General features: G+C 73.1%; 21 protein-coding genes, 2 tRNA genes and 1 pseudogene. 8 read left to right on the top strand and 16 right to left on the bottom strand.

Annotation, left to right across the window (positions count from 1 at the left end; all coding sequences use genetic code 11):
- The first annotated feature begins 48 nt into the window (after positions 1 to 48).
- A complete protein-coding gene (locus AC067A_RS11880) occupies positions 49 to 669 on the top strand; it encodes a TetR family transcriptional regulator (RefSeq protein ID WP_478618019.1) in 621 nt (206 codons plus the stop codon).
- A gap of 210 nt (positions 670 to 879) precedes the next feature.
- Here the strand turns inward: AC067A_RS11880 and AC067A_RS11885 are convergent, their stop codons facing one another.
- Positions 880 to 1,122: a hypothetical protein gene (locus AC067A_RS11885; RefSeq protein ID WP_478618021.1), complete on the bottom strand. Its 243-nt coding sequence runs from the start codon at positions 1,120 to 1,122 to the stop codon at positions 880 to 882.
- 158 nt (positions 1,123 to 1,280) lie between these two features.
- Here AC067A_RS11885 and AC067A_RS11890 point away from each other — a divergent pair, with 158 nt between their 5' ends.
- Together AC067A_RS11890 and AC067A_RS11895 are read left to right on the top strand one after the other, a co-directional pair.
- Positions 1,281 to 1,724 carry a MarR family winged helix-turn-helix transcriptional regulator gene (locus AC067A_RS11890; RefSeq protein WP_478618023.1) on the top strand — a complete coding sequence of 148 codons (444 nt, stop codon included), beginning with the start codon at positions 1,281 to 1,283 and terminating at the stop codon, positions 1,722 to 1,724.
- An 87-nt stretch (positions 1,725 to 1,811) separates the two neighbouring features.
- Positions 1,812 to 3,326: pseudogene (locus AC067A_RS11895) on the top strand (MDR family MFS transporter); the annotation flags it as partial.
- A gap of 87 nt (positions 3,327 to 3,413) precedes the next feature.
- Here AC067A_RS11895 and AC067A_RS11900 read toward each other — a convergent pair.
- From AC067A_RS11900 to AC067A_RS11950, 11 genes are all read right to left on the bottom strand, one after another.
- Positions 3,414 to 4,202 (bottom strand): TetR/AcrR family transcriptional regulator C-terminal domain-containing protein, encoded by a 789-nt coding sequence (locus tag AC067A_RS11900; protein ID WP_478618025.1) that lies wholly within the window; start codon positions 4,200 to 4,202, stop codon positions 3,414 to 3,416.
- 35 nt (positions 4,203 to 4,237) lie between these two features.
- Positions 4,238 to 5,764: an MFS transporter gene (locus tag AC067A_RS11905; RefSeq protein WP_478618028.1), complete on the bottom strand. Its 1,527-nt coding sequence runs from the start codon at positions 5,762 to 5,764 to the stop codon at positions 4,238 to 4,240.
- Between the two features lie 97 nt (positions 5,765 to 5,861).
- On the bottom strand, positions 5,862 to 8,075 hold the full coding sequence (locus AC067A_RS11910; protein WP_478618031.1) for an ArnT family glycosyltransferase: 2,214 nt from the start codon (positions 8,073 to 8,075) through the stop codon (positions 5,862 to 5,864).
- Entirely contained in the window at positions 8,072 to 9,373 is a 1,302-nt protein-coding gene (locus AC067A_RS11915; RefSeq protein ID WP_478618033.1) for a bifunctional glycosyltransferase family 2/GtrA family protein, read from the bottom strand. Before AC067A_RS11915 ends, AC067A_RS11910 begins: the two co-directional genes overlap by 4 nt.
- A 26-nt stretch (positions 9,374 to 9,399) precedes the next feature.
- Positions 9,400 to 10,926 (bottom strand): sensor histidine kinase, encoded by a 1,527-nt coding sequence (locus AC067A_RS11920; RefSeq protein WP_478618772.1) that lies wholly within the window; start codon positions 10,924 to 10,926, stop codon positions 9,400 to 9,402.
- Positions 10,927 to 10,937: 11 nt separating this feature from the next.
- Positions 10,938 to 11,693, bottom strand: coding sequence for a response regulator transcription factor (locus AC067A_RS11925; RefSeq protein WP_478618036.1), 756 nt, complete (start codon positions 11,691 to 11,693; stop codon positions 10,938 to 10,940).
- A gap of 68 nt (positions 11,694 to 11,761) precedes the next feature.
- Complete coding sequence (locus AC067A_RS11930) at positions 11,762 to 12,652, bottom strand: amidohydrolase family protein (protein ID WP_478618039.1); 891 nt, start codon at positions 12,650 to 12,652, stop codon at positions 11,762 to 11,764.
- Complete coding sequence (locus tag AC067A_RS11935) at positions 12,639 to 12,974, bottom strand: antibiotic biosynthesis monooxygenase family protein (RefSeq protein WP_478618042.1); 336 nt, start codon at positions 12,972 to 12,974, stop codon at positions 12,639 to 12,641. Before AC067A_RS11935 ends, AC067A_RS11930 begins: the two co-directional genes overlap by 14 nt.
- Positions 12,975 to 13,059: 85 nt before the next feature.
- A complete protein-coding gene (locus AC067A_RS11940; RefSeq protein ID WP_478618045.1) occupies positions 13,060 to 13,926 on the bottom strand; it encodes a DUF2797 domain-containing protein in 867 nt (288 codons plus the stop codon).
- A 228-nt stretch (positions 13,927 to 14,154) separates the two neighbouring features.
- Positions 14,155 to 14,979 carry a BRO family protein gene (locus AC067A_RS11945; RefSeq protein ID WP_478618048.1) on the bottom strand — a complete coding sequence of 275 codons (825 nt, stop codon included), beginning with the start codon at positions 14,977 to 14,979 and terminating at the stop codon, positions 14,155 to 14,157.
- 125 nt (positions 14,980 to 15,104) lie between these two features.
- On the bottom strand, positions 15,105 to 15,470 hold the full coding sequence (locus tag AC067A_RS11950) for a PH domain-containing protein (RefSeq protein WP_017240499.1): 366 nt from the start codon (positions 15,468 to 15,470) through the stop codon (positions 15,105 to 15,107).
- A gap of 166 nt (positions 15,471 to 15,636) precedes the next feature.
- Here AC067A_RS11950 and AC067A_RS11955 point away from each other — a divergent pair, with 166 nt between their 5' ends.
- The 3 genes from AC067A_RS11955 to AC067A_RS11965 all read left to right on the top strand — a co-directional run bounded on the left by AC067A_RS11955 (position 15,637) and on the right by AC067A_RS11965 (position 18,619).
- Positions 15,637 to 16,584 (top strand): RNA polymerase sigma-70 factor, encoded by a 948-nt coding sequence (locus tag AC067A_RS11955; protein WP_478618052.1) that lies wholly within the window; start codon positions 15,637 to 15,639, stop codon positions 16,582 to 16,584.
- Positions 16,585 to 16,686: 102 nt separating this feature from the next.
- Complete coding sequence (locus AC067A_RS11960) at positions 16,687 to 17,874, top strand: NAD(P)/FAD-dependent oxidoreductase (protein WP_478618055.1); 1,188 nt, start codon at positions 16,687 to 16,689, stop codon at positions 17,872 to 17,874.
- A gap of 502 nt (positions 17,875 to 18,376) precedes the next feature.
- On the top strand, positions 18,377 to 18,619 hold the full coding sequence (locus tag AC067A_RS11965; RefSeq protein WP_478618058.1) for a hypothetical protein: 243 nt from the start codon (positions 18,377 to 18,379) through the stop codon (positions 18,617 to 18,619).
- Between the two features lie 149 nt (positions 18,620 to 18,768).
- On the opposite strand, the gene AC067A_RS11970 is transcribed toward AC067A_RS11965, so the two are convergent.
- From AC067A_RS11970 to AC067A_RS11980, 3 genes are all read right to left on the bottom strand, one after another.
- A complete protein-coding gene (locus AC067A_RS11970) occupies positions 18,769 to 18,954 on the bottom strand; it encodes a hypothetical protein (protein ID WP_478618061.1) in 186 nt (61 codons plus the stop codon).
- A 127-nt stretch (positions 18,955 to 19,081) separates the two neighbouring features.
- Positions 19,082 to 19,154, bottom strand: a tRNA-Arg gene (locus AC067A_RS11975).
- Positions 19,155 to 19,439: 285 nt separating this feature from the next.
- Positions 19,440 to 19,533, bottom strand: a tRNA-Ser gene (locus AC067A_RS11980).
- Positions 19,534 to 19,987: 454 nt separating this feature from the next.
- Here AC067A_RS11980 and AC067A_RS11985 point away from each other — a divergent pair.
- Together AC067A_RS11985 and AC067A_RS11990 are read left to right on the top strand one after the other, a co-directional pair.
- Complete coding sequence (locus AC067A_RS11985) at positions 19,988 to 20,416, top strand: SSI family serine proteinase inhibitor (RefSeq protein WP_478618064.1); 429 nt, start codon at positions 19,988 to 19,990, stop codon at positions 20,414 to 20,416.
- A 112-nt stretch (positions 20,417 to 20,528) separates the two neighbouring features.
- Entirely contained in the window at positions 20,529 to 24,521 is a 3,993-nt protein-coding gene (locus tag AC067A_RS11990) for a PAS domain-containing protein (protein ID WP_478618066.1), read from the top strand.
- Positions 24,522 to 24,612: 91 nt separating this feature from the next.
- Here the strand turns inward: AC067A_RS11990 and AC067A_RS11995 are convergent, their stop codons facing one another.
- Positions 24,613 to 26,265, bottom strand: coding sequence for a long-chain fatty acid--CoA ligase (locus AC067A_RS11995; RefSeq protein ID WP_478618068.1), 1,653 nt, complete (start codon positions 26,263 to 26,265; stop codon positions 24,613 to 24,615).
- Positions 26,266 to 26,408: the final 143 nt, after the last annotated feature.

The following is a 26,408-nucleotide window of genomic DNA, read 5'->3' on the forward strand; positions in this document are numbered from 1 at the left end:
CAAGCATGACCCTGGATGCCTTGGAAGGCACCGCGTTACCATCGGCTCGTGACCACCCGCCCCGAGACCAGCCTCGCCCAGCGCAAGCGACAGCTCGTCGCGTCCGAGCTCACCGAGACCGCCCTCCAGCTGTTCGCCCACAAGGGCTTCGACGCGGTGACCGTCGACGAGATCGCGACCACGGTCGGGGTCTCCAAGCGGACCTTCTTCCGCTACTTCGCGTCCAAGGACGACGTGGTCGTCCAGTTCCTGGCGGGCATGGGCGCCGACATGCGCGCGGGGCTCGCCGCCCGGCCCGCCGGCGAGCGGCCCTCCGAGGCGCTGCTGCACGCCGTCTCCGTGCCGCTGGCCGCCTGCGGCGACCACGCCGAGCGGGTCCTGCCGGTGGTCCGGCTGATCCTGCGGACCCCGTCCCTGCTCGCGCGCTTCCTGGAACACCAGGCGCAGTGGCGCGAGGAGCTGACCGACGAACTGGGCTCCCGCCTCGGACTCGACCCCGAGACCGACCTCTATCCCCGGCTCGCGGCGGGCATGGCGCTCACCGCCTTCGACTCCGTCCTGCGCCGGTGGAGCGCGGAGCGGGCCGCCGAGTGCGCCGCGGACCCGGGCGCGCTGATCGAGCAGGCCTTCGCGGTCCTCGCCCCGGCACTGGACGGTCCGCGGCCGTAGACGGGTGGCCGTAGACGGGTGGCCGTAGACGGGTGGCCGGAGTCGGGCGGCCGTAGACGGGTGACCGGAGTCGGGCGGCCGTCGTCCTCCTCCGCGCCTCGCCCCCTCGGGGCCGTGGAGGACACCTCGCCCATCGGAGCCGTAAAAGAGAAGGTGGGCCGGTCCGCGTCGCGCGGAGCCGGCCCACCCGGGGCAGGTGAGGGACGGGGGTCAGCCCAGCGCCAGCCAGGCGACGCCCGCGAGGACGACGATCACGGCGAGGACGCCGACGATCAGGCCGACCTTGGGGCCACCCGAGGCGGCGACGGCCTGCGGCTGCCGCTGCTGCGGGGTGCCCTCGTCGACGAAGGCGCGGAACATCTGCGTGCTGCCGGCGGGGTCGTAGCCCTCGGGGGTCTGACCCTGAGGGGCGCCCTGGCCCTGGCCGTACGGTGCTTGGGGGTTGTGTGCCATGGGCCAGGACCCTAGCGAAAGGGGGGCGGTGGCCCCAACCCTCCGGCCCGCCCTCCGCCTTTGCCGATTCTTTAGCGCCGTTTGACCGATTTAGTTTGCCTGAAGCAACCATCCATCTCTATGGTTGCCCTAAGCAACAAGATGGACGGGGGTGCGCGATGGCGACACGGAACCGGTACGAGGAGCTCGCCCGCTCGGTGAGCGCGATCGGAGCCGTGAAGCGCGGCCTCGCCCGCGCCCTCCCCGCCGCATGCCAGGGCGGCTCGGCGGCCGTCCTCGCCCTGGTCAACCACCACGGCGACATGCGGACGAGCCGGCTCGCCGAACTGATGGCCGTCGACATGTCCGTGTGCAGCCGTCACGTGGCCCACACCGTGGAACACGGCTGGATCGAGCGGCTGCCCGACCCCGACGACAAGCGCTCCCGCATCCTGCGGCTCACGGAACAGGGCCACGCGATGCTCGGCGAACTCGACCGCCGAGTCACCGAGGCCTTCTCCCGCCACCTCTCGGAGTGGTCCGACGACGACGTCGAACTCCTCACCCACCTGCTCGCCCGCCTCCGCGACTCCTTCGGGGACTGCCGGGCCCACCACGCCTGAGAAAAAAGGAAGTTCATGGCTACGACCACGCCCGAAACCGGTGTGCGGGACGGCCTCACCGGCAGCGGTGGCGGCGAGACCGCCCCGATGACGCACCGGCAGATCATGGAGGCGCTGTCCGGGCTGCTGCTCGGCATGTTCGTCGCCATCCTGTCCTCGACGATCGTCTCCAACGCCCTCCCCCAGATCATCACCGACCTGGGCGGCGGCCAGTCCGCCTACACCTGGGTCGTCACCGCCGCGCTCCTCTCGATGACCGCGACCACCCCCCTCTGGGGCAAGCTGGCCGACCTCTTCTCCAAGAAGCTCCTCGTCCAGGTGGCCCTGGTCGTCTACGTCGCCGGATCGGTCGTCGCCGGCCTCTCACAGAGCACCGGCATGCTCATCGCCTGCCGCGTCGTCCAGGGCATCGGCGTCGGCGGCCTGACCGCCCTCTCCCAGATCATCCTGGCCGCGATGATCGCCCCCCGTGAGCGCGGCCGCTACAGCGGCTACCTCGGCGCCACCTTCGCCGTCGCCACCGTCGGCGGCCCGCTGCTCGGCGGCGTCATCACCGACACCGACTGGCTCGGCTGGCGCTGGTGCTTCTACGTCGGCGTGCCCTTCGCGATCATCGCGCTGATCGTCCTGCAGAAGACCCTGAACCTCCCCGTCGTGAAGCGTCAGGTCAAGGTCGACTGGGCCGGCGCCGTCTTCATCAGCGCCGCCGTCTCGCTGCTCCTCATCTGGGTCACCTTCGCGGGCGACAAGTACGACTGGATGTCGTGGCAGACCGCCGTCATGGTCCTCGGCGCGGTCGCGCTCGGCGGACTGTTCGTCCTCGTCGAGTCCAGGGCGAGCGAGCCGATCATCCCGCTCCGCCTGTTCCGCAACCGCACGATCACCCTGGCCTCGCTCGCCTCGCTCTTCGTGGGCGTCGCGATGTTCGCCGGCACGGTCTTCTTCAGCCAGTACTTCCAGCTGGCGCGGAACGAGTCGCCGACCATGTCCGGCGTCCTCACCATCCCGATGATCGCGGGCCTGTTCGTCTCCTCCACCGTCTCCGGCCTGATCATCACCAAGACCGGCAAGTGGAAGGCGTGGCTGGTCAGCGGCGGCGCGCTGGCCGCCGGCGGGCTCGGCCTGCTCGGCACGATCCGCTACGACACGACCTACTGGCACATCGCGCTCTTCATGGCGGTCCTCGGTCTCGGCCTGGGCATGATGATGCAGAACCTGGTGCTCTGCACCCAGAACCAGGTGGCCCCCGCCGACCTCGGCGCCGCCTCCTCCGTCGTCACCTTCTTCCGCTCCCTGGGCGGTGCGATCGGCGTCTCGGCGCTGGGCGCGGTCATGGCCCACCGGGTCACGAGCTACGTCAAGGACGGTCTGGCCGAGCTCGGCCCGAAGGCCGCGGGCGCCATGGGCCAGGGCGGCTCGGGCGGCGGCATCCCCGACATGGACAGGCTGCCGGCGCCGATCCGCACGGTCATGGAGAGCGCGTACGGCCACGGTGTCGCCGACGTCTTCCTCTACTCCGCGCCGTTCGCGCTGCTCGCCTTCGTGGTGACCCTGTTCATCAGGGAGGTCGCTCTGAAGAGCAACGCGACGGAGACGGAAGCCCGGTAGAAAAGCTCCCGGCCGCGCTTCGAGCGGAGGCGCGGCCGGGTCGGGTACGGAGCGGCGGGCAGGGGACGGCCCGCCGCTCCGTCATGTCTCCGTACGGTCCGGCTCCCCGGCCTCGCGCGCGACCATGACCTCGATGCCGGCGACCAGGACGTCCAGGGCGTAGGCGAAGTCGCGGTCCCAGACGGCGCTGACGCTGCCGTGCGAGGCCCGCTCGTCGAGGATCTCCCGCATGCCCTCGGCCCGCTCCTCGAACACCGGGTCGTCGCGGAACGCCTTGATCGCGTCGACGTAGAACTCGTCCTGCGACATGCCCGCCTCGGCCGCGCGCCGGCCGAACTGGGACTCGACCGTCCCGTAGCCGTAGACGAACTGGAAGACGGCCGACATGGCGCTCGGCCGGCGGTCCAGCGAGAGCCCGGTGTCCCGGATGGTCTCGTGGATCTTCCGGCCGACGGCGATCGCCTTCGGGCCGATGTTCAGGTACTGGCCGGTGCTCGGCGACATCCACGCGTGCCGGACCAGCATCCGCCGGTACTCCAGGGCGAGCACGCGGATCCGCTCCCGCCAGTCCGCGGCGGCGTCGACCGCCGCGAGGTCGACCTCGCCGTAGACGCTGTCCATGGCGAACTCGATGATGTCGTCCTTGGTGTCCACGTACCAGTAGAGGGACATGGCGGTGACGCCCAGCTCGGTGGCCAGCTTGCGCATCGAGAGCTTGGCGAGGCCCTCCTCGTCGAGCATCCGGATGGAGGTCTCGACGATCCGGTCCCGGTCGAGCCCGGCGGGGCCGCCGCCACTGCGGGCGGCCCTCTCCTCCAGCCAGACGCTGGAACGCGCCGGGTTCTTGGCCCGATCGGCTGCCTTGACCATCGCGTTCCTCCGTCTGTCAGCGGTCCGTCACCATGCTAGGCAGCGACCGGCGTCCCGGCGCCCGCGGCCTTCTCCGCGCGCTCGGCCCGCCCGAGGAGGGCGGCGGCCACCAGACCGCCGGCGAACACGGCGATCGCGCCGACCAGCTGGCTGGTCTGGAGCCCGGAGGCGAACGCGTCGGAGATCGCCCGGCGTTCGGCCTCGCCGCCCGCGGCGGCCAGGGCGGCCGGCAGCGAGGTCGCGGTGACGGCGACCAGCGCGGCGAAGCGGGCGTTGAGCACGGCTCCGAGGACGGCCACGCCGAGGCCGTTGCCGAACTCGGCGAGGGTGCCGTTGATGCCGGCGCCCACACCGGCCTTCTCCGGCGGGATCGAGCTCATGATCGCGTTGGCCATGGCGGGGGAGGAGAGGGCGATGCCGCCGCCCATCAGCACCAGGCCGAGGAGCATGCCCGCGTAGCTGCCGTCCGTACCGCCGCCGAGCAGCGAGATCGAGGTGAGGCCGGCGGCCACCAGGGTCATGCCGAGGACCACGGTGGGCGGGGTGCCGAGCTTCATGACGATCCTGGGGCCGACGCCGGTCAGGTTGAGGCCGACGATCGTCAGCGCCAGCGGCGCCATCCGCAGCCCCGCCTCCAGGGGTTCGTACCCGAGCACGAACTGCAGGTGCTGGGTGAGGAGGAAGAGCGAGCCGCCCATGCCGAAGACGACCAGGATCGAGCCGCCGATGGCGCCGACGAACTTCTGGTTGCGGAAGAAGTGCATGTCGAGCATCGGGTACGGGGTGTGCAGCTCCCACCGGGCGAAGGCGCCGAGACCCGCCACGCCGACGGCGGCCGGGACGAGGACCCGGACGGAGAGCCAGCCGTGCTCGGGGCCGCTGATGATCGCGTACACGACGGCGGTCATGCCGATCGTGGAGAGCAGCGCGCCGAGCAGGTCGGGCCGTTCGCCCTGCGGGTTCTTGGACTCCGGGACCAGCTTGAGGACGGCGACGAGGGCGACGACCGCGACCGGGATGTTGATCAGGAAGATCATTCCCCACCAGAAGTGGTTCAGGATCACGCCGCCGATCAGCGGTCCGCCGGCGAAGCCCAGCGAGGCGACGGTGGACCAGAGCGCGATGGCCTTGACCCGCTCGGAGTCGTCGAAGATCTGCATGACGACGGCGAGCGTGGTGGTCATCAGGAGGGCGCCGCCCACGCCCATGCCCGCGCGGGCGGCGACCAGCTGGGCCGTGGAGTCGGCGAGTCCGGCGGCGAGCGAGCCGAGGCCGAAGAGCGCGAGTCCGATGGCGAGCAGCTTCTTGCGGCCGTAGCGGTCGGCGGCGTTGCCCGCGCTGAGCAGCAGGCCGGACTGGACGAGCGAGTACGCGTTGATCATCCACTGGATGTCGCTGGTGGACGCGTGGAGTTCGGAGGTCAGCGACGGGATGGCGACGCTGAGCACGGTGTTGTCGAGCAGCACGGTGAGCTGGGCGAGACAGATGACGCCGAGGATCAGCCACCGCTGCGGGTGGCCGCCGGTGGCGGTCTGTTCGGTGCCGGCGGTCGTCGCCGTCATGGGCAGGACTCCTTGTACGGTGTACGGGACCAGGTCTCGTACACCGTACAAGAGCTCTCGTACGCTGTATAGCGCTTTCTCGCCGGAGGCTCCCGGCCTACTTCTCCCGGGTCAGGTCGTAGAAGGTGGAGCTGCCGACGGCGACCTCCTCGAAGGTGTCCGCGACCCACGCCGCGATCTCGGAGGAGGCGTTGGATCCGCTGCCGCCGCCCGTCTGCACGCGGTCGGACGAGACGAAGTAGTGGATCTCCCCCTCGGCGACGTACCGCTTGAACCGGTCGAGCGTCGGGGACGGGTCGCTGCCGTTGAAGCCGCCGATCGCCATGACCGGCTTCTCGGTGGCGAGCTGGTAGCCCGCCGCGTTCTGCGCGCCCACCGCCGCCGCGACCCAGGTGTAGTCGTCGGCGTTTTCGAGCAGCGCCTCCTTGGCCTCCGTACCGACGTTCGCGCCGTTGAGCAGACCCCCGGGGCCGCCGCTCATGCCGCCCCGCCCACCGTCGCGGGCGCTGCCGTCGGGCCGGCCGGTGCCGGTGCCGGTGCCGGTGGGCCGGCCCGTGCCGGTGCCGTCGGGCGTTTGGCCTCCCGGCATCTGACCGCCCGGCACCTGACCGCCCGGCATCTGGCCGCCGGGGGCCTGGCCGTTGCCCGGCATCTGACCGCCGCCGGGGGCCTGGCCGCCCGGGGGCATGCCGCCGAAGGCCATGCGGCCGTTGCCCGGCCCCCGGCCGCCCATGGAGCCGCCGGCCGGACCCGCGGTCACGATCGAGCCCTGGTGCCCGGCGTCCACGGTCGCCAGGGTGTACGCGAACGGTCCCGCGAGTCCCGCCGCCAGGCCGAGGCCCGCGAGCCCGAGCCCCAGGCGGCGGTCGACGCGCCCCGCGACGAGGAGGCCGAGCGCAGCGAGCGCACCCGCCACCAGGACCGCCCCGCGCAGCCACGGCAGCCAGTCCGGCGTACGGCCGAGCAGCGTCCAGCCCCACCAGGCCGTCACCGCCACCGTCACCGCGAGCGCCGCCGAGGCGAGCCACCGCGCCCGCTCCTCCCACAGCACCGCCGCGCCCATGCCGATCAGCGCCGCGAGGTACGGGGCGAGCGCCACCGTGTAGTACTCGTGGAAGATGCCGGCCATGAAGCTGAACACGACCAGTGTGATCAGGAGCGACCCGCCCCAGACCAGGAACGCCGAGCGCGCCGTGTCCGTGCGGGACGCCCGCCGGGTGACGACGAGCCCCGCGACCAGCAGGATCAGCGCGGCCGGCAGCAGCCAGGAGATCTGACCGCCCACCGCGTCGTCGAACATCCGGCCGATGCCGGTCTCGCCCCAGCCGCCGCCACCGCCGCCGACGCGACCGGGCAGCTCCACACCGGCCGGCAGGTTCTCGCCCATGCCGCCCATGCCGCCCGGGCCGCCGCGGCCACCGCCGCCGACGCTGCCGACCTCGTCGCCGTTGAGGCGGCCGAGGCCGTTGTAGCCGAAGGTCAGCTCCAGGAAGCTGTTGTTCTGCGAGCCTCCGACGTACGGACGGGAGGACGCCGGCCACAGCTCGACCAGCGCCACCCACCAGCCCGCGGACACCAGCATCGCCAGCCCGCCCAGGGCCGACCGACCGAGCCGCCGGCCGAGGCCGCCGGGCGCGCACACCACATACACGAGCGCGAGCGGCGGCAGGATCAGGAAGGCCTGCAGGGTCTTCGCGAGGAACGCGAACCCGAACGCCACTCCCGCCCACACCAGCCACCTCGTACTGCCCTGCTCCCGCTCCAGGGCGCGCAGCACGCAGTACACGGCGACCGTCATGAGCAGCGCGAGCAGCGCGTCCGGGTTGTTGAAGCGGAACATCAGCGCGGCGACCGGCGTCAGCGCGAGCACCGCGCCCGCGATCAGGCCCGCGCCGGCGGAGAACCGGCGCCGCACGGCCGCGTAGAGCACCGCGACCGTGCCCACGCCCATCAGCACCTCGGGCACGAGGATCTGCCAGGAACCCAGACCGAAGAGGCGGACGGAGAGCGCCATCGGCCAGAGCGCGGCCGGCGGCTTGTCGACCGTGATGGCGTCGGCCGCGTCGAGGGAGCCGAAGAAGAACGCCTTCCAGCTCTCGGAGCCCGCCTGGACGGCGGCGGAGTAGAAGGAGTTGGCGTAACCGGAGGCGCTCAGGTTCCACAGGTACAGCAGCGTGGTGACGACGAGCAGGCCGAGGAAGGCGGGCCGGACCCAGGGGGCGTCCTCGGCGCGTCCGCGCCACAGCCGGGCGAACCGGCCGCTCCCGTTCGCGGCACCGGCCGCGGGGGCCGTCGGGGACAGCGTGGTCATCGTTCGTTCCTTGCGGGAGTCTGCGAGGTGGACCGCTCGGGGAAGACCCAGAGCCGGAAGAGGAGGAAGCGCAGGACCGTCGCGGCGAGGTTGGCGACGATCAGGACGGCGAGCTCCGTGGAGTGCGCGGGATCCCCCGTCGCCGCACCGAGCGCGGCGAGCGAACCGCTGGTCAGGGCGAGCCCGATGCCGAAGACCACGAGCCCCTGCGCCTGGTGGCGGACGGCCCGGTCCCGGCCGCGTACGCCGAAGGTGAGGCGCCGGTTGGCCGCCGTGTTGGCGACGGCCGAGACGAGGAGGGCGGCGGCGTTGGCCGGTTGCGGGCCCACGCCCAGCCGGAAGGCCGAGTACAGGGCGAGGTAGAAGAGCGTGGACAGCACGCCGACCGCGCAGAAGCCGACCAGCTGCCGCGCGAGCCCGCCGGGCACCCCGCTCAGCTCGCGGTCCCGGGGGTCGTCGCCGAAGGGGCGGGCGAGCCGGTCGAGCGGCAGCGAACCGGTCGCCAGCGCCCGCCCGACCCGCAGCACGCCCTTCAGGTCGTCGGTCGCCGTCCGCACGAGGTGCACGGTCGAGTCGGGGTCGTCGACCCAGTCGACCGGCACCTCGTGGATGCGCAGCCCCGCGCGCTCGGCCAGGACCAGCATCTCGGTGTCGAAGAACCAGCCGGTGTCCTCCACCATCGGGAGGAGCCGTTCGGCGACCTCCCGCCGTATCGCCTTGAACCCGCACTGGGCGTCGGAGAAGCGGGCGGCGAGCGAGCCGCGGAGGATCAGGTTGTACGCCCGCGAGATGAACTCGCGCTTCGGGCCGCGCACCACCCGCGAGGAGCGGGCGAGCCGGGAGCCGATCGCCAGGTCGGAGTGGCCCGAGATGAGCGGCGCGACCAGCGGGAGCAACGCGTTCAGGTCCGTCGACAGGTCGACGTCCATGTAGGCCAGGACGGGCGCGTCCGAGCCCGACCACACGGTCCGCAGCGCCCGGCCGCGGCCCTTCTGGTCGAGCCGTACGGAGCGCACCTCGGGCACCTCCGAGGCGAGGGCCGCGGCGACCTCGGGGGTGGCGTCGGTGGAGGCGTTGTCGGCGACGGTGATGCGGAAGCCGTACGGGAAGGTCCGGAGCAGGTGCTCGTGGAGCCGGCGGACGCACGGCTCCAGGTCCTTCTCCTCGTTGTGGACGGGAATCACCACGTCCAGGACGGGCCGTCCGGCGACGCTCACCGGCAGGTGCTCCCGGGCGGGGAGGGCGTCGGACCTTCCGGAGGCCGCGGAGGTGGGACCCGCGATCGTTGGGGTTCGCATGGCACCGACACTCGCCGGGGCCGCTGTCACGGCCGTGTGATGAGCCTGTGTCCTGCCTGTGAGTCCTCGGCCAGGGGCAGGTTCACCGTGAACACGGTCCGCCCCGGGGCGGATTCGACCCCCACCTCCCCGCCGTGCGCGAGGACGACGGCGCGCACGATGGCGAGCCCGAGGCCGGTGGATCCGGCGTTGCGGGAACGGGAGGCGTCACCGCGCGCGAAGCGCTCGAAGACGGCGGGCAGGAGGTCCGGCGGGATGCCGGGGCCGTCGTCCTCGACCTCGACGAGCACCGCCGGGCCGGCCTCGCGCACGCGTGCGGTGACCTTCGTGCCGGGCGGGGTGTGCGTACGGGCGTTCGCGAGGAGGTTGACCAGGACCTGCTGGAGCCGGGCGCCGTCGGCCCGTACGGCCCTGGTGTCCGCGGGCAGTTCGAGGCGCCAGTGGTGCCCGGGCCCCGCCGCCCGGGCATCGCTGACCGCGTCCACGACCAGCGGGACGAGGTCGGTGCTCTCGTACGACAGCGGGCGCCCGGCGTCGAGCCGGGCCAGCAGCAGCAGGTCCTCCACGAGGCCGGTCATCCGGGTCGCCTCGGACTCGATCCGGCCGAGGGCGTGCCGGGTGTCGGGCCCGCACTCCTCGCGGCCTCGCCGGGTGAGTTCGGCGTATCCCCGGATGGAGGCGAGCGGGGTGCGCAGCTCGTGACTGGCGTCGGCGACGAACTGCCGTACCCGGGTCTCGCTCTGCTGCCGGGCGTGGAGGGCCGAGTGGACGTGGTCGAGCATCCGGTTGAGGGCCGCGCCCACCTGGCCGACCTCGGTCCGCGGATCGGCCTCCGCCTCCGGGACCCGCTGGTGCAGGGCCACCTCGCCGCTGTGCAGGGGCAGTCGGGCGACCTGGCGGGCGGTGATGGCGACCCGCCGCAGCGGACGCAGCGCCACCCGCACGAGTACGGTCCCGGCGAGCGAGGCGGCGACGAGCCCGGCGCCGGTGACGCTGAGTTCGACGAGCACGAGGGTGGAGAGGGCGTCCTCGACCTCGGCGAGCGGGATGCCGGTGAGGAACGCGCCGTGGACCCCGACGGCGTACTCGACCCGGTACGAGCCGAGCCCTCCGGGCAGTTCGACGGTGTGCGGCCGGCCGTCCCGGGGGACGGCGGCGAGGGCGGCCCGCTGGGGCGCGTCGAGTTCGGTGGTCTGGACGTTCCGGCCGTATCTGCCGCTGCCCCCGGCCTCCGCCGAGTAGCCGGCCGAGGTCACCCCCCCGTCCGTGAGGACCGCGCCGAGGGTGCCGATGGGGGCGCCGGGCCCCTGGACGAACGCCAGGGGTTCCTTCGCGCGGACCGGGTCGAGCGGGCCGGGCACCGGGGGCCCGGCGACCGGCGGGCCCGCCGCCCGGTCCGCGACGGCGTGGACCTGCTCGTCGGCCTGGTCGTACAGGTACGAGCGGAACGCGATCGTCGTCACCGTCCCGATCACCGCGGCGACGACCGCGATCAGCGCGACCGCCGACACGACGAGCCGCGTCCGCAGCGACCACGGCCGACCGCCTCGCAGGCGCACGGGCGCTACTCCCCCGGCTTGATGAGGTAACCGGCCCCGCGCCGGGTGTGGATCATCGGGGGGCGGCCCACGTCGATCTTCCGGCGGAGGTACGAGATGTAGAGCTCGACGACGTTGGCCTGGCCGCCGAAGTCGTACGACCACACCCGGTCCAGGATCTGCGCCTTGCTGAGCACCCGGCGCGGATTGCGCATCAGGTAGCGCAGCAGCTCGAACTCGGTGGCGGTGAGGTGGATCGACTCCCCGCCCCGGGTGACCTCGTGACTGTCCTCGTCGAGGGTGAGGTCCCCGACGGTGAGCAGCGACTCGCTGCGCGCCTGCGCGGCCCCGGACCTGCGGATGAGGCCGCGCAGCCGGGCGACGACCTCCTCCAGGCTGAAGGGCTTGGTGACGTAGTCGTCGCCGCCCGCCGTGAGCCCGGCGATCCGGTCCTCGACGGCGTCCTTCGCCGTGAGGAACAGCACCGGGACGTCGGGCAGCTCGCGCCGGATCCGGCCGAGCAGGCTCAGCCCGTCGACGTCGGGCAGCATGATGTCGAGGATCACCACGTCGGGCCGGAACTCGCGCACGGCGCGCAGGGCGAGGGCCCCGTCCCCGGCGCTGCGGACCTGCCAGCCCTCGTAGCGCAGGGCCATGGAGAGCAGTTCGGCGAGCGAGGCCTCGTCGTCGACGACGAGGACGCGGACGGCGGTGCCGTCGGCACGGAGCATGTCGGCGCGGGTGCCGGGGCGGGCGCTGGTGCTTCGCGTGGTCACGGTCATGGGACCCACGCTGTCCGCCGCCGCTGAGACGCTCCTTTCCCTTTCCTGTGAATTTCCTGAGAAAGCCCTCAGGTGCCGGGCGGCGGATGTTTCACGTGAAACAGCGCGGCCCCGTTCTCGTACAGGACCCTCCGGAGCCAGTCGTCCCCGAGCCCCAGCCGTTCGAGGGCGTGGAGCTGGTGCGCGTACGGATACGGGATGTTCGGGAAGTCCGAACCGAGGAGGATCCGGTCGCCGACGTCGACGAGCCGCTTGCGCTCCTCCTCGGGGAAGGGTGCGAGCCGCTCGCTGAAGTCGGTGAAGGCCATGGTGGTGTCCAGGTGGACGCCCTCGTACCGCTGGGCCAGGTTCAGGAAGTCGCCGTACTCGGGCATGCCCATGTGCGCGACGATCACCCTCAGCCGCGGGTGCCGGGCCAGCAGCCGCCACATGGGTCCCGGCCCGGTGAAGTTCCCCGGGGTGGGCCCCGATCCACAGTGCACCACGACGGGGGTGCCGCTGTCGGCCAGTGCCCCCCAGGAGCTGTCGAGTGCGATGTCGTTCGGGTCGAAGCCGCCGACCTGGAGATGCACCTTGAACACCCGGGCGCCGGCGTCGAGCGCCTGGTGGACGTACGTGTTCACGCCCTCCTCGGGGAAGAGGGTCGCGGTGTGCAGGCAGTCGGGGGTCCTCGCCGCGAAGTCGGCGGACCAGGAGTTCAGCCAGGCGGCCATGCCGGGCTTGTGCGGGTAGAGCATCGCCGTGAAGGCGACCGCGCCGAACCCGCGCAGGAGCGCGAGCCGGCGGTCCTCCTCCTCGCGGTAGGTGATGGGCCACTCCATGCCGGTCAGCGGACCGACGGCGTCGAAGTACGCCCACACCTTGTCGAGCACGTTCTGCGGCATGAAGTGCGTGTGCACGTCCACGAGTCCGGGGATCCCGAGCCGCGTCAGCAGCTCCGCGGTGTCACTCGCGCTCAAAGCCGTAACTCCGCTCGACCCTGCCGATGTGGACGCTGTAGCTGTCGTACCAGTGCTCCCTCCCGTGCCTCTTGGCGGCCTGGTGATCCGCGTCGAGCCGCCACTTGTCGAGCGCCTCCAGGTCGCGGAAGTAGGCGACCGTGATGCCGATGCCGCCCGGGGTGCGGGCGGACTCGTAGCCGAGGAACCCGGGAACCTCCCGGACGATCTCCTGCATCCGGGCGGAGGTCTCCGCGTAACCCTCGGGGGCGTCGGGACGGACGGACGTGAACACGGCGGTGTAATAGGGCGGTTCGATGCCCGCCACCAGCTTCGGAGTCATGTGATCACCCTCGCCGGGACGACGGCGCGATGTCCACGGCGGCCGGTGAAAGGGATCCAAGACTTTACGAAGCGGGGCAGCCGCGTCAGAACAGCCCCTCCTGGGCGCTGCCGGCCACCGGAGCCGCCGCCGTCACCGGCACCGAGAAGGCGTCCCCGTCCCCGGCGGCCTCCAGGATCCAGCCGCCCATGAGCCGGGTGTCGAGGACGAGGCAGCGTCCGTCGGGGGCGAGGAGGTGCAGGTCGGGTCCGGCGGCGGCGAGCAGCCGCCCGGTGACGACACCGCCGCCGACGAGCTCGGAGACCGTGCCGTCCAGGCGCGGCAGACCGTCGAGACGGAACGCCTCCACGTGGTCGCGGACGGCGCACTCCAGCGGCTCCAGGGTCTCCGTCCAGCCGCCGACCGCCCGGGCCCGCCCGTACAGCTCCTCGACCTCGCGGACCCGGTCCACGGCGGGCGGCAAGGCGTGCCGGGCGGCCCGCTTCCGCTCGTACGCCACCCGGTCGGGCACGCCGAGGGCCTGCCGGAGCACCTCCTCGGTGCGCCGCGCGGCCATCAGCGGCCCCCGGCCCAGCCAGCCGAACGCCACAGCCCCCTGCTCCAGCAGCCGGGCCTCTCCCCGGGCCTCGGCGGTGATCCCCACCTTGGTCATCCCGGGGCCGAACCAGGCCAGGTAGACGCGGTACGGCTGCGGATCGTCGGCGACGGTGTCGGCCGCGACCGAATGGGCCCGGTCGAGCCGCGCGCACTCCGGACACCGCCCGCCGGTGGACCGCCCGGACACCACGGCCTCCAGCGGGCACGGGTTCCCGCGGGCCCCGGGGCACCGCCGGACCCCCACGGCCCGGAAGGCCAGCCCCTGCCCGTACGTGAGCGCGCTGACCCGCCCGCCGCGCCACCGCAGCCCGGGCACCCCGCCGGCCCAGCCGATCCCCCGAGACCACCACTCCACGCCGCCCGCCCTCCTCAGCTCCCCGCCCTCCTCGACTCCCGCCCATCCAGTCTCCGCCACATCGGCTACCGGCCCCCGGCACCGGCCCCCGCCCCGTCTCCGGCACCGGCCCCCGCCCCGGCTCCGGCACCGGCCCCCGCCCCGGCTCCGGCACCCGCTCCGGCAGCCGCTCCGGCACCGGCCTCGGTCCCCGGCCCCGGCCGCGCACGACGGGACGCGGGCCGCCGCTCAGGGCAGCACGTAGATGCGGGTGCCGTCCGGCGCCGGGACGCCGACCTCGCGCATGCAGCCGCGTTCGATGAGGAGGCGGACGCAGTCGCGGACGCGTTCGCCGGGGAGCCCGGTGCGGCGGGTGACGTCCTGGGCCCGGTAGCGCACCCCGCCGCGTACGAGCGCGGGCGCCAGACAGGAGGCGACCGTCCGCATGTCACCGGAGATGGCCCAGGACTCCAGGAGCTCCTGCGGGGTGAGCGCGACGGCGGCGCCGGTGCGCTGGCGGGGCACGGCGAGCCGCTCCAGGGAGTCGGCGACCCTGGAGAGGTTCCGCCGGGTCTCGCGGAGCAGCTCCGCGTACTCGGCGTGCTCGACGTACGCGGAGGCCCGCTCGTCGAACCGTCCTTCGAGCCGTACGAGGACGTCGACGAGCTCCGGCGGGAACAGGAAGCCGGTGTGCACCGGCGAGGGATCGAGCCCGTACCCGCCGTATCGCTGGACCGCCGCCACCACCCCCGCCGTCCACGCCCGGAACGGCCCGGCCTCCGGTCTCCGGCACGCCCCGACGAGCTGCACCAGCCCCTCCAGGCTCACCATCCGCGTCGACGCCCGGATCCCGGCGGACCTGCCGGGCATCCCCACCGCGCCGAGCTCCCCCGCGGCCGCGAGGCACGCCCCGGGCAGCTCCACCGTCCGCAGCGCCTCCCGCGTCCCCGCGTACCCGAGCCGTTTCGCCACGTCCACGACCGGGAACCAGTGGGCCCCGTCCGGCGCGGTCAGCCGCCGCAGGGGCGCTCCGGTGGCGGCGTACACCAGGTCATCGATGTCGATCGCGTCCATCGATCATCACCTCCGCCACGCAAGCTAGGCCGAAGGCATATTCAACTGACATGCCAATCAGACAGGTTCACCCAAAAGGGGAGGGCTCTCGGCGATTCACCCGAGAACCCTCCCCTCGTCACCGCCTACTTGGCGACGAACTGCGTGAGGATCGCCTGCACCTCGTAGATGTCGACACCCTTGGTGAAGGTCTTCTGGACCGGCAGCTGGCTGCCCGAGATCCAGATCTTCAGCTCGGCGTCCAGGTCGAAGGTGCCGGCCGTCTCGACGGCGAAGTGGGTGATGCTCCGGTACGGGATCGAGTGGTACTCGACCTTCTTGCCGGTGATCCCCTGCTTGTCGACGAGCACGAGCCGCCGGTCGGTGAAGAAGATCGTGTCGCGGATCAGCAGGTACGCGGCGTGCACCTGCTCCCCCTGTCCGAGCAGCCGCGCGAAGTCCTGCTGCGCCTGCGCCGGATCGATCGCGTGCGCGTTCCCGAAGAGCGCCATGTCCCAAACCCCCGCATCCGATGAAAAGAAAGATCATCAGACCCTAACTCCGCCCTGGGACAACGGGCCAGGGGACTTTCGTCGATCAGGCCTGACGGGCCGGGGGGCCCAAGGAGCGACTCCCGGCCCCTGCCGTCGCCCACCCGCCCGGACTAGGATCCGAAGCATGCCTCTGACCATGAACGACGTGGACCGGTTCGAGGCCTCCAGGCCCCGCCTGGAGGCGATCGCCTACCGCCTCCTCGGCTCCGCGAGCGAGGCCGAGGACGCCGTGCAGGACACCTACCTGCGCTGGCAGGCCGCCGACGCCGACCTCATCGAGGTACCCGAGGCCTGGCTCACCAAGGTCCTCACCAACCTCTGCCTCAACCAGCTCACCTCGGCCCGCGCGCGCCGCGAGACGTACGTGGGCGAGTGGCTGCCCGAACCGCTGCTCTCCGGGGACCCGATGCTCGGCCCCGCCGACACCGTCGAACAGCGCGAGTCGGTCTCGTACGCGGTCCTCGCGCTCATGGAGCGCCTCTCCCCCAACGAACGCGCGGTGTACGTGCTGCGCGAGGCCTTCGGCTACCCGCACCGGGAGATCGCCGAGATCCTCGACCTCACCGAGTCCGCCTGCCAGCAGATCTTCCACCGCGCCAAGAAGCACGTCGCGGACGGCAAGGCGCGCACCGAGATCGACGAGGCCGCCGCCCGGCGGATCGTCGAGGAGTTCCTCGCGGCCGCCACCACCGGCCGCACCGAACCCCTCGTCCGGCTGCTCACCGCGGACGCCGTCGCGATCGGCGACGGCGGCGGCAAGGTCCCGGCGCGCGCCAAGGCCTTCGAGGGCGCCGTCGCGGTCGCCACGTTCATGCGCGGCCTGTTCAAGCCCAGCACCGCCAAGCGCACCATCATCGGCGGTTCGCCGGACGTCTACGCCACGACCGCCAACGGCGCCCCCGCCGTCGTCGCGGTCCTCGACGGCCGGGTCGTCGGCATCATGTGCCTGGAGGTCACCCCCGACGGCATCACCGCGTTCCGCAACCAGGTCAACCCCGACAAGCTCGACCGCGCGACGCGGCACTGGGCGGCCTCCGACCACGGAAGCCCCCTGGTGGAAGCCGCCTTCTGACCCCCTCCACCGTCATGTGACCTGCTTCACACTCGCCACCTGTCAGGAAACGACGGGCTGCCCGGTTCAAGGGGCACAACCGCGCGAGACAGGAGCAGGCACATGCAGCAGCACCGCATCATCGTCCTCGGAGCCGGCTACACCGGAGCCATCGCCGCCGGGCGCCTCGCCAAGCAGCTCCACCGCGAGGACGTCGCCATCACCCTCGTCAACCCCGAGCCCGACTTCGTCGAGCGCGTCCGGCTGCACCAGCTGGCCGTCGGCCAGGAACTCCCCCACCGGCCCTTCAGCGAGATGTTCGCGGGCACCGGCGTCGAACTGAAGCTCGCCACGGTGACCGCCGTCGACGTCGAGCGCAGGACCGTCGCCGTCACGGCCGCCGGCGGCGGCGCCGAGGAACTGGCGTACGACACCCTCGTGTACGCCCTCGGCAGCGGCTGGAACCCCCAGGGCGTCCCCGGCACCGCCGAGCACGCCCACGAGATCTCCAGCCGGCCCGGTGCCCTGCGGCTGCGCGACCGGCTGGCCGCCCTGGAGGCCGGACAGTCCGTGGTCGTCGTCGGCGGCGGCCTCACCGGCCTGGAGGCCGCGACCGAGATCGCCGAGTCCCGCCCCGACCTGCACGTCGCCCTCGCCGCCCGCGGCGGACTCGGCGACTGGCTCTCGGACAAGGGCCGGCAGCACGTGCGGAAGGTCTTCGACGGCCTCGGCATCACCGCGCACGAGCGCACCCCCGTCACCGGCGTCGAGGCCGACCGGGTCCTCACCGCCGACGGCCCCGTCCCGGCCGACGTCACCATCTGGACCACCGGCTTCGCGGTCCACCCGATCGCCGCCGCCACCACCCTCGACGTCACCGAGACCGGCCAGATCATCGTCGACGGGACCATGCGCTCGGTCTCCCACCCCGACGTGTACGCCGTCGGCGACGCCGCCCAGGCCATGGGCCCCGGCGACAAGCCCCTGCGCATGTCCTGCGCCTCGGGCACCCCCATGGCCTGGCTGGCCGCGGACACCATCGCGGCCCGCCTCACCGGCGCGAAGCTCCCGAAGGGCCACCTGCGCTACTTCAACCAGTGCATCTCCCTCGGACGCAAGGAAGGCCTCATCCAGTACGTCACCGCCGACGACCGCTCCGTCCGCGCCGCCCTCACCGGCCGCCTCGCCGCCCGCTACAAGGAGATCATCTGCAAGGGCGCCGCCTGGGGCGTGGCCAACCCCACGATGGGCTTCCCCACCCGCGCCCGCCGCACCCTCCCCCAGGCCGCCCCCGTCCCCACCGCCGCCTGACCCCCGTCCGCGGACCGGGCGCTCTCCCCCGGAGCGCCCACCGCCGCCCTCACCCCCTCGACCGGTCAGCCGTTCCCCGCCGCTCGGCCCGCGGCCGCGCCGAGGCGCCGCCGACGACGCGCGACCCACACGCCGGCAAGCGGAACGCCGACCGCCGCTGTCCGCCCCTGTGGGCGTCGACTGCCGATGCCGGACGCCAGTGATCGACTTGACAGCCCGATCACGGACAAGGCCACTGGAATCGGACAATCAGCAGCCCGACACACACGGTGACCGGCTGGTTCGCCGAGTCGAGAATTCCGGCAAGAGCCGCGCGCGGAAAGGGCGATGCCGCCCCTCGCCCCGGACGCCGCACCGGCAGCGGCCCTCCCGCGCGTCCACAATGAGATGCCCTGTCCATAATGTGGCCCACGATTTGACACGTCCGACAGGCGCTACAAGCGTTGCCAAGGACGAACGACGGAAACCTTCGCCGTGCAGCCGAGAAGGAGGCTGAGTCGAGATGGCGAGCAGACTGACAGCCAGACGGCTGGGAGCCGCACTTGCCGCGGGCGCCGCAGCGTTCGCGCTGGGCATCGGCGGCGCAGGTGTCGCCGACGCCAAGATCCAGCCGGTCGACACCCAATGCACCAACAACGGCGGCCAACAGCCCGGCGGCCAGCAGCCGAGCTGCACGGGCGGCGGGCTCACGCAGGAGAGCGAGAACCAGAACCCGTCCGGCCACGCCCCGCCCGGACAGAACTGACCTCACATGACGCGAGGAGGGGAGCACCCTCCGTGGCAGCGGGTCTCGGCGACCCGCTGCTTCCTTACGCGCCTGAAGCTCGCCGAGGGCACCTCGATTCCTCCGGCGTGGCGACCTCGCCCCCATCCCACCGCTCTCCCCACCCCCGCCTACTCCGTCTGGAGCGACGACGGCATCTCGTCAAGGTCCGAAACCGTCGAGAAGCCGCCGTGGCGGAAGACCCTGAAGACGAAGGGCTTCATGAAGGGTGGATCACTGCTCATCAGCCTGAGCGGGTCTGGAGGGACGGCCACCTGCTCGGTCAGCGTGGACAACGACTCGCCGAAGACGGCCATCGCCTCCGGGCCATCGGCGGCAGCTACCTGCAGCGGGTTCCGAACCGAGCACGAGTGACAGGACGTTGATGTCACCCACTGACGCCAAAGGCCCCCCGGACGATGTCCGGGGGGCCTTTGATCTGTGTGCACTCGGCAGGATTCGAACCTGCAACCTTCTGATCCGTAGTCAGATGCTCTATCCGTTAAGCTACGAGTGCCTGTTTTTAGTTTTTGTCTTCGCTCCCCGGTCTTTCGACCCGCTCGCGGCGACAGGAAGAACATTACATGACTGCCGCCGTCATGTGAAATCCATTCCCCACACCCGTTGTGACCTGCGAAAACACCCCGATGAGGGTGGAGGGAGCGGGGGTGGGGCGGCGGGCGCGAGGGGGGCTCGCGGGGGGTGGAAAGCGCGGAAAGAGACCGGGGTCACACGGGTGGGGGCCGCGGTGGTTTTCGGGGCGGGAATGAGTGAAGCCCCGGCCTTGGGGCCGGGGCTTCGGTGGCGGAGGCGGAGGGATTTGAACCCTCGATGGGCTTGAAGGCCCAAACCGCATTAGCAGTGCGGCGCCATAGACCGGACTAGGCGACGCCTCCTCGCACCTCGCGCATGCGCGGTGGTGCGTGCAGATGATGACACAGGCGAACCGGCTGTCACCAATCGATTCTCACCGTACTAGGCGGGTGGGGTCCAGGGCAAAGCCCGGGGGCGGGTCGCGGAGGAGCAGGGGGAGGGCGCGGGGAGGGCCTCGGGCGGGGTGCGCCGGCTGGGGTGGGACCCAGCCGGGCGCGACGGCGGGGGTGGGCACGGGCCGGGGGCGACGGTCGGGATGGGCACGGGCCGGGGGTGACGGTCGGGATGGGCACGGGCCGGGGGCGACGGTCGGGATGGGCACGGGCCGGGGCGACGGCGGGGGTGGGCACGGGCGGCACGGGTGGGGGGCCCGGGTGGCGCACAGGGGTTGCGCAACGTGGGGGCGGCGGGAGCGTTAGAGGGGCGGGCGCGTCGTGCGTCCGCGTCCGTCGTCACCTCGTGTTGCTGGAGATCCGAATGCTGCGCAGTCTCGTCCTCGCGACCCTCGCCACCGCCGCAGGGACCGCGGGGTTCGGCCCGTTGCCGCCGTTGCCGTTGCCGTTGCTGTCGGGGCCCGACACGCTGACGGTGACGGTGGAGAAGAGCGGGTATCCGGCGGCGGACGGCACCTTCGAGCTGACGTGCGACGGCGGGCCGGAGGGGAACCACCCGGCGGCGGAGGACGCGTGCAAGCGGCTGGAGCAGTTGGCGGAGGAGGGGGCGGACCCGTTCGGGGCGGTTCCCGGGGACGAGCTGTGCACGCAGGTGTACGGCGGGCCCGCGCTCGCGCACGTCACGGGCACCTGGCAGGGCCGCAGGGTCGACGCCCGGTTCTCCCGGGCGAACGGCTGCGAGATCGGTCGCTGGGAGAACCTGGAGCCGGTCCTTCCCATCGTCCGGGGATGACGGCCGGAGGCTCCCTTAGACTCCCTCCAGTGACAGGCTGCGGCCCGAGGGGCAAGATGGGGCCGCGGTCGGTGGGCAAGCACGTGCAGTGGTTCTGGGAGGAAGCGTCGTCGTGAGCAGCAGGCCATCCCGAGGCGCTGCTCGCCTCGCAGCGATACTCGACGCCCTCCCCGACGGCCTCGTGCTCGTCAACTGCAACGGCACGGTCGTCAACGCCAACACGATCGCCCTCGGCATGTTCGAGACGCCCGGCACGGCGCTCGTCGGACGCGGTCTGCTCGACCTGCTGCCCGGCTTCGACTCGCGCCTCATCCCCGGCTCCATGCGCCGCCCGGAGGGCACCGACGAGCGGGGCCGTACCAAGCCCGCCCGGATGATCGCCCGCCGCACCGACGGCAGCGAGTTCGCCGTCGAGGTGACCAGCGCCAGTCTGGAGGACGGCCGCGAGGCCTACGACTCGTACGGCGGCTACACCGGCGACGAGCTGCTCATGCTCGTCGTGCGGGACCTCACCGGCACCCTCGACACCGAGGCCGAACTCGCCCGGTCGCAGCGCCAGACCGAGATGATCCTGCGCGCCGCCTCCGAGGGCGTCGTCGGCACGGACACCGAGGGCCGGGTCGTCCTGGTCAACCCCGCGGCCGCGCAGATCCTCGGCTACCGCGCCGGCGAGCTCGGCGGCCGGGAGCTGCACCCGCTGATCCTCGCCAAGCGCGCCGACGGAGAGCCGTTCCCGTACGAGGAGTCGGCGCTCGCCGACACCCTCAAGTCCGGACGGAAGCACCGGGTCCGCGGGCAGGTCCTGTGGGCGAAGAAGGGCGACCGGGTGCCGGTCGACCTGACGACCGCTCCGGTGCGCGACGGGGACCAGCTCGTCGGCGCGGTGATGACCTTCACCGACCGCAGGCCGTACGAGGAGCTCGCCGAGCAGCACGCCGCCGAACTCGCCGACCGGGCCGAGCGGCACGCGGCCGAGCGGGAGGCGCAGCAGGAGCGGTACGCCTCGCTGGCCGCCCGGCACGAGCAGCTGACGGCCGTCCTCTCCGAGTCGCTGCGCGGCCCCCTGGAGGAGCTGCGCACCCAGCTGGGCACCCTCGCGGCCGACGACGCCGGGCAGCTGTGGCCCGAGGCCAACCAGGTGCTGCACCACCTCGCCGCCGGGTACGCGCGGATGACCGCGCTCGTGGACAACGTCCTGGGCTTCCAGCGCCTCGACGCGGGCGCGGAGGAGCTGGACAAGCGGGTCGCGCTCCTCGACGGCGTCGTGACGGCCGGCATCGACGGGGCCGTCGAGCTGATCGGGCCCGGCCGCGCGCAGTTCGCCGTGCACGCGCCGCCGATCGAGGCCGAGGTCGACCCGGTCCGGCTCGCGACCGCGCTCGCGCACCTCGTCGCGGACGTCGCCGGCGTGGACGCCACCGGCAAGAACCGGACCACTTCCCAGGGCACCGTGGCCGCCGACTCGACGATCGTCGTCGCGGCCGCGCAGCGCGGTGACGTCGTACGCATCGAGGTCCGCGGCCCGTACGCGGGCGGCGACCCGGTCCACGGGCCGGTCGTCCGCGGGATCGTGGCGGCGCACGGCGGTGTCGTGCAGACCCACGAGGTGCCGGGCACGAGCGGTGGCGCGTACGTGCTGGAGGTGCCGGTCGGCGCCGGGCGCGGCACGGTCCCGCCCGCGCCGAGGAACGACCCGCCGGGGGGTGGCGCCGGAGGCCGGGAGGCCCTCGCGCTGCCGGCCCAGGCCACCGCGTCCGGTACGGGTACCGGTACGGGTGCCGCTGCCATGGGCCCGGTCACGGGTGCGGGTGCGGGCGTGGGTGCCGGAACGGGTCCCGCAGCCGGTCCGGGTCCCGTTTTCGCCGCCGGCCCGGTTCCCGGTGCGGACGGGTATGCCGTCTCCGCCTCCGAGACGTCCGGCGGGGGGCGCCGGCGGGCCCGGCGCGGGTCCACCGACGCCTTCCTGGAGAGCCCGGTCGCGCCCGAAGGGGGAAGCCGGGCCGGCGTCGAGCCCAGTGGGCGCCGCCGTGCCCGTACGGGAGAGGCGGCCGGTCCGGCCGAGCTGATCCCGGCCCAGCAGAACGCGGCCGCGGACGCCGTACCGGCCGGAGCCGTCGTCGACCCCGCCGGGCGCGTCGAACCCACCGGGCGCCGTCGGGGCCGTCCCGCCGAGGGCTCCGTGGTGACCGCAGCCGAAGGCGCGCAGGGGCGCGCCGCGCTGGGGGCCGCCGTACCGCCGCAAGGGGTTGCCGTCGAGCCCACGGGGGCGCCCGCCCTCGCCCGGGCCCTGCCCGCCGTCGCGTCCGGCGAGGGCGCGTCGGAGGAGCGGCCGAGCGGTCGCCGTCGCCGGGCGCTGGCCGCGGCGCAGGAGCGTGCGGCGGCGGCCGAGGCCGGGCCGCGCACGCCGTTCGCGCTGCCCCCGGCCGACGCCGACCGCGCGCCGGACCAGCCGGTCCCGCCGTTCCAGGGCGCTCCGCTGCCCGCCGGTCCGGTGCCTTCGGACCCGCTGCCCGCCGGCTCCGTGCCGCCGGGCCCGCTGCCGGCCGGTTCCGTGCCGCCGGGTCCGCTGCCGGCCGGTTCCGTGCCGCCGGGTCCGCTGCCCGCGGGTTCCGTGCCCGTCCCGGGTTCCGTGCCCGCCGGTCCGCTGCCCGCGGGTTCCGTGCCGGGGCTCGGCGCCGGGCCCGTACCCGCGGACTCGGCCGCTCCGGGGGCCGGTGCGCTGCCCGTGTCCGACGAGGGTCAGCACGACGCCGTACGGGGTGTGCCGGGGGGCGATCACACGCCGCCGCAGCCGCATCCGATGCCGCGGACCCCGCTGCCCGACGAGCTTCGGGACGGATCGGCGGCCGAGGCGACCGGGCGTCGCCGGGCCGTCGCACCGCCGGCCCCGCGGCCCGGGTCCGGGGTCGAGACCCGGAGCGCCACCGGCTCGGGAGGCACGGCTCCGGGGAGCGGGACCGGGTCCGTACCGCTGCCGCCCGAGTTGCCGATGCCGAAGGACTCGACGCAGGGGCGGGCGTTCAGCGTCCGCACGCTCGGGCAGGGCGTGCCGTTCGTCCCGCCCGCTCCGGCCGCCGCGCCGGTCGCGCCGCCCGCCGCGCCGTCCAACGGGTCGGGGCGGCGGCGGAAGCTCGCCACCCCGCCCGAGACGGACCCGCCGGTGCCGTCGTCGATCGCGCCGGTCGAGACCGACGCGAGGCCGCACCCGCAGTCGTCGCCCGAGGCCGCGCTCGGGCTGGTCCCCGCCGCGCCCGAGGGTCGCGCGTACGCCATAGGGGCACCCGCCGAGGGCTCCGCCGAGGGCCCCGAGCCGCTGGACGGTCCCGGTGGTGCGGTCGAGGTAGCCAACCGGCCGGCCCCGCGTCCCGTGGACGACGAACTGCCCCCGGAGCCCCTCGACAACCCGCGCCGGCTGCTCGTGTGGCCCGCGCCCGACGTCGCCACCCAGCAGGCGCTGAGCGACCGCGGCTACCGGCCGGTGATCGTGCACTCCCGCGAGGAGGTCGACGCGCAGATCGCCGCCTTCCCGGCCGCGCTGTTCGTCGACCCGCTGACCGGGCCCATCACCCGTACCGCGCTCCAGTCGCTGCGTCAGGCCGCCGTCGCGGCCGACGTGCCGGTGCTGCTGGCGGCGGGTCTGGGGCAGGCGACCCGGGAGGCGGCGTACGGCGCCGATCCGGCCGTACTCCTCAAGGCGCTCGCGCCGCGCGACAGCGACCAGCACCCGTCCCGGGTCCTGCTGATCGAGGAGCACGAGGACATCGCGCAGGCGCTCGCGGCCACGCTCGAACGGCGCGGGATGCAGGTGGCGCGGGCGGCGACGGACACGGAGGCGGTCGCGCTCGCCGCGCAGACACGGCCGAACCTGGTGGTGATGGACCTGATGCAGGTGCGTCGCCGCCGGGCCGGGATCATCGACTGGCTGCGCGCGAACGGGCAGTTGAACCGCACGCCGCTCGTCGTCTACACCTCGGTCGACCTCGACGAGGACGAGCTGCCGAAGCTGTCCTCCGGGGAGACGGTCCTCTTCCTCGCCGAGCGGTCGAACAGCACCGAGGTCCAGGCCCGGATCGTCGACCTGCTCGCGAAGATCGGCACCAACTAGCCTCCGAACCGGGCTCGTCGCCGGGAAAGCGGTGACGACACGGGAGAGGGGAGGGCACCCCCGCCCTCCCCTCTCCGCACCGGGCCCCCGGCTACAGCTGGGTCACGTCCAGTTCGCCCTCCGCGTACTGCCGGCGGATGACCTTCTTGTCGAACTTGCCGACGCTCGTCTTCGGGACCGCGGGCACGATCGCCCAGCGCTCCGGCAGCTGCCACTTGGCGATGCCGCCCTCGTCGGCGAGGAAGGACCGCAGCGTGTCGTAGTCCGCGGTCTCGCCTTCCTTGAGGACGACGGTCGCCAGCGGGCGCTCGCCCCACTTCTCGTCCGGTACGGCGACGACGGCGGCCTCGGCGACCGCGGGGTGGGCCATGAGGGCGTTCTCGAGTTCGACGCTGGAGATCCACTCGCCGCCGGACTTGATGACGTCCTTGGCGCGGTCGGTGAGGGTGAGGTACCCGTCGGGGCTGATCACGCCGACGTCACCGGTCTTCAGCCAGCCGTCCTCGCTGAACTTGTCGGCGGGGCGGCTCGCCTCGGCGTCGATGCCGCCGAAGTACGAGCCCGCGATCCACGTGCCGCGCACCTCGAGCTCGCCCGCCGACTCGCCGTCCCAGGGCAGGTGTTCCCCACCGGGGCCGACCAGACGGGCGTCGACGCCGGCCGGGAAGCGTCCCTGCGTGACGCGGTAGGGCCACTCCTCCTCGGCCGTGAGGCCGTGCGGCGGGTGGGCCATCGTGCCCAGCGGGGAGGTCTCGGTCATGCCCCAGGCGTGGCAGAGGCGGACGCCGAGCCGGTCGTACGCCTCCATGAGGGAGGGCGGACAGGCGGCGCCGCCGATGGTGACCTGGGTCATCGAGGAGAGGTCGCGGGGGTGGGCGGTGACCTCGGCGAGCAGGCCCTGCCAGATGGTGGGGACGGCGGCCGCGTGGGTCGGCCGCTCGCGCTCGATCATCTCGGCGAGGGGGGCCGGCTGGAGGAAACGGTCCGGCATGAGCATGTTGATGCCGGTCATGAAGGTGGCGTGCGGCAGGCCCCACGCGTTGACGTGGAACTGCGGGACGACGACCAGGGTCGTGTCCTTGTCGGTGAGGCCCATCGACTCGGCCATGTTGACCTGCATGGAGTGCAGGTAGATCGAGCGGTGCGAGTAGACGACGCCCTTGGGGTCGCCGGTGGTGCCGGAGGTGTAGCACATGGCCGCGGCCGAACGCTCGTCGAGCTCGGGCCAGTCGTACGTCGTCGGGCGGCCGGCGATCAGCTCCTCGTAGTCGTGCACGCGCGGCGCCGCGCCGTCCAGGACGGAACGGTCACCGGGGCCCGCGACGACGACGTGCTCGACCGTCGGAAGGTGCGGGAGCAGCGGCGCGAGGAGGGGGAGCAGGGAGCCGTTGACGATGACCACCCGGTCGGCGGCGTGGTTGACGATCCACACCAACTGCTCAGGGGGCAGGCGGAGGTTGAGCGTGTGGAGGACCGCGCCCATGGAGGGGATCGCGAAGTACGCCTCGACGTGCTCGGAGTTGTTCCACATCAGGGTGGCGACGCGCTGGTCGCCGGTCACGCCGAGTTCGTCGCGCAGGGCGTTGGCCAGCTGGTGCGCGCGGGCGCCGGCCTCGGCGAACGTGCGCCGGTGCGGCTCGGGCTCGCCCGTCCAGGTGGTGATGGTGGACTTCCCGTGGATCGTCATCCCGTGCTTCAGGATGCGGCTCACGGTCAGCTGTACGTCCTGCATGGTGCTGTACACGGGGCGTCCTCCCGGTGGGCGCTACGTGGCAGAAGGGGTGTGGAGATTCTGCGCACATACCGCGCGGTATGTCACTACCCGGGAGTACGGAAATTGCCAGTGATCACTGGCGGGAGTGCGCGGACCGGCCCCGACGCCCGTTT

The sequence above is a fragment of the Streptomyces sp. NPDC043176 genome, from assembly GCF_056436715.1.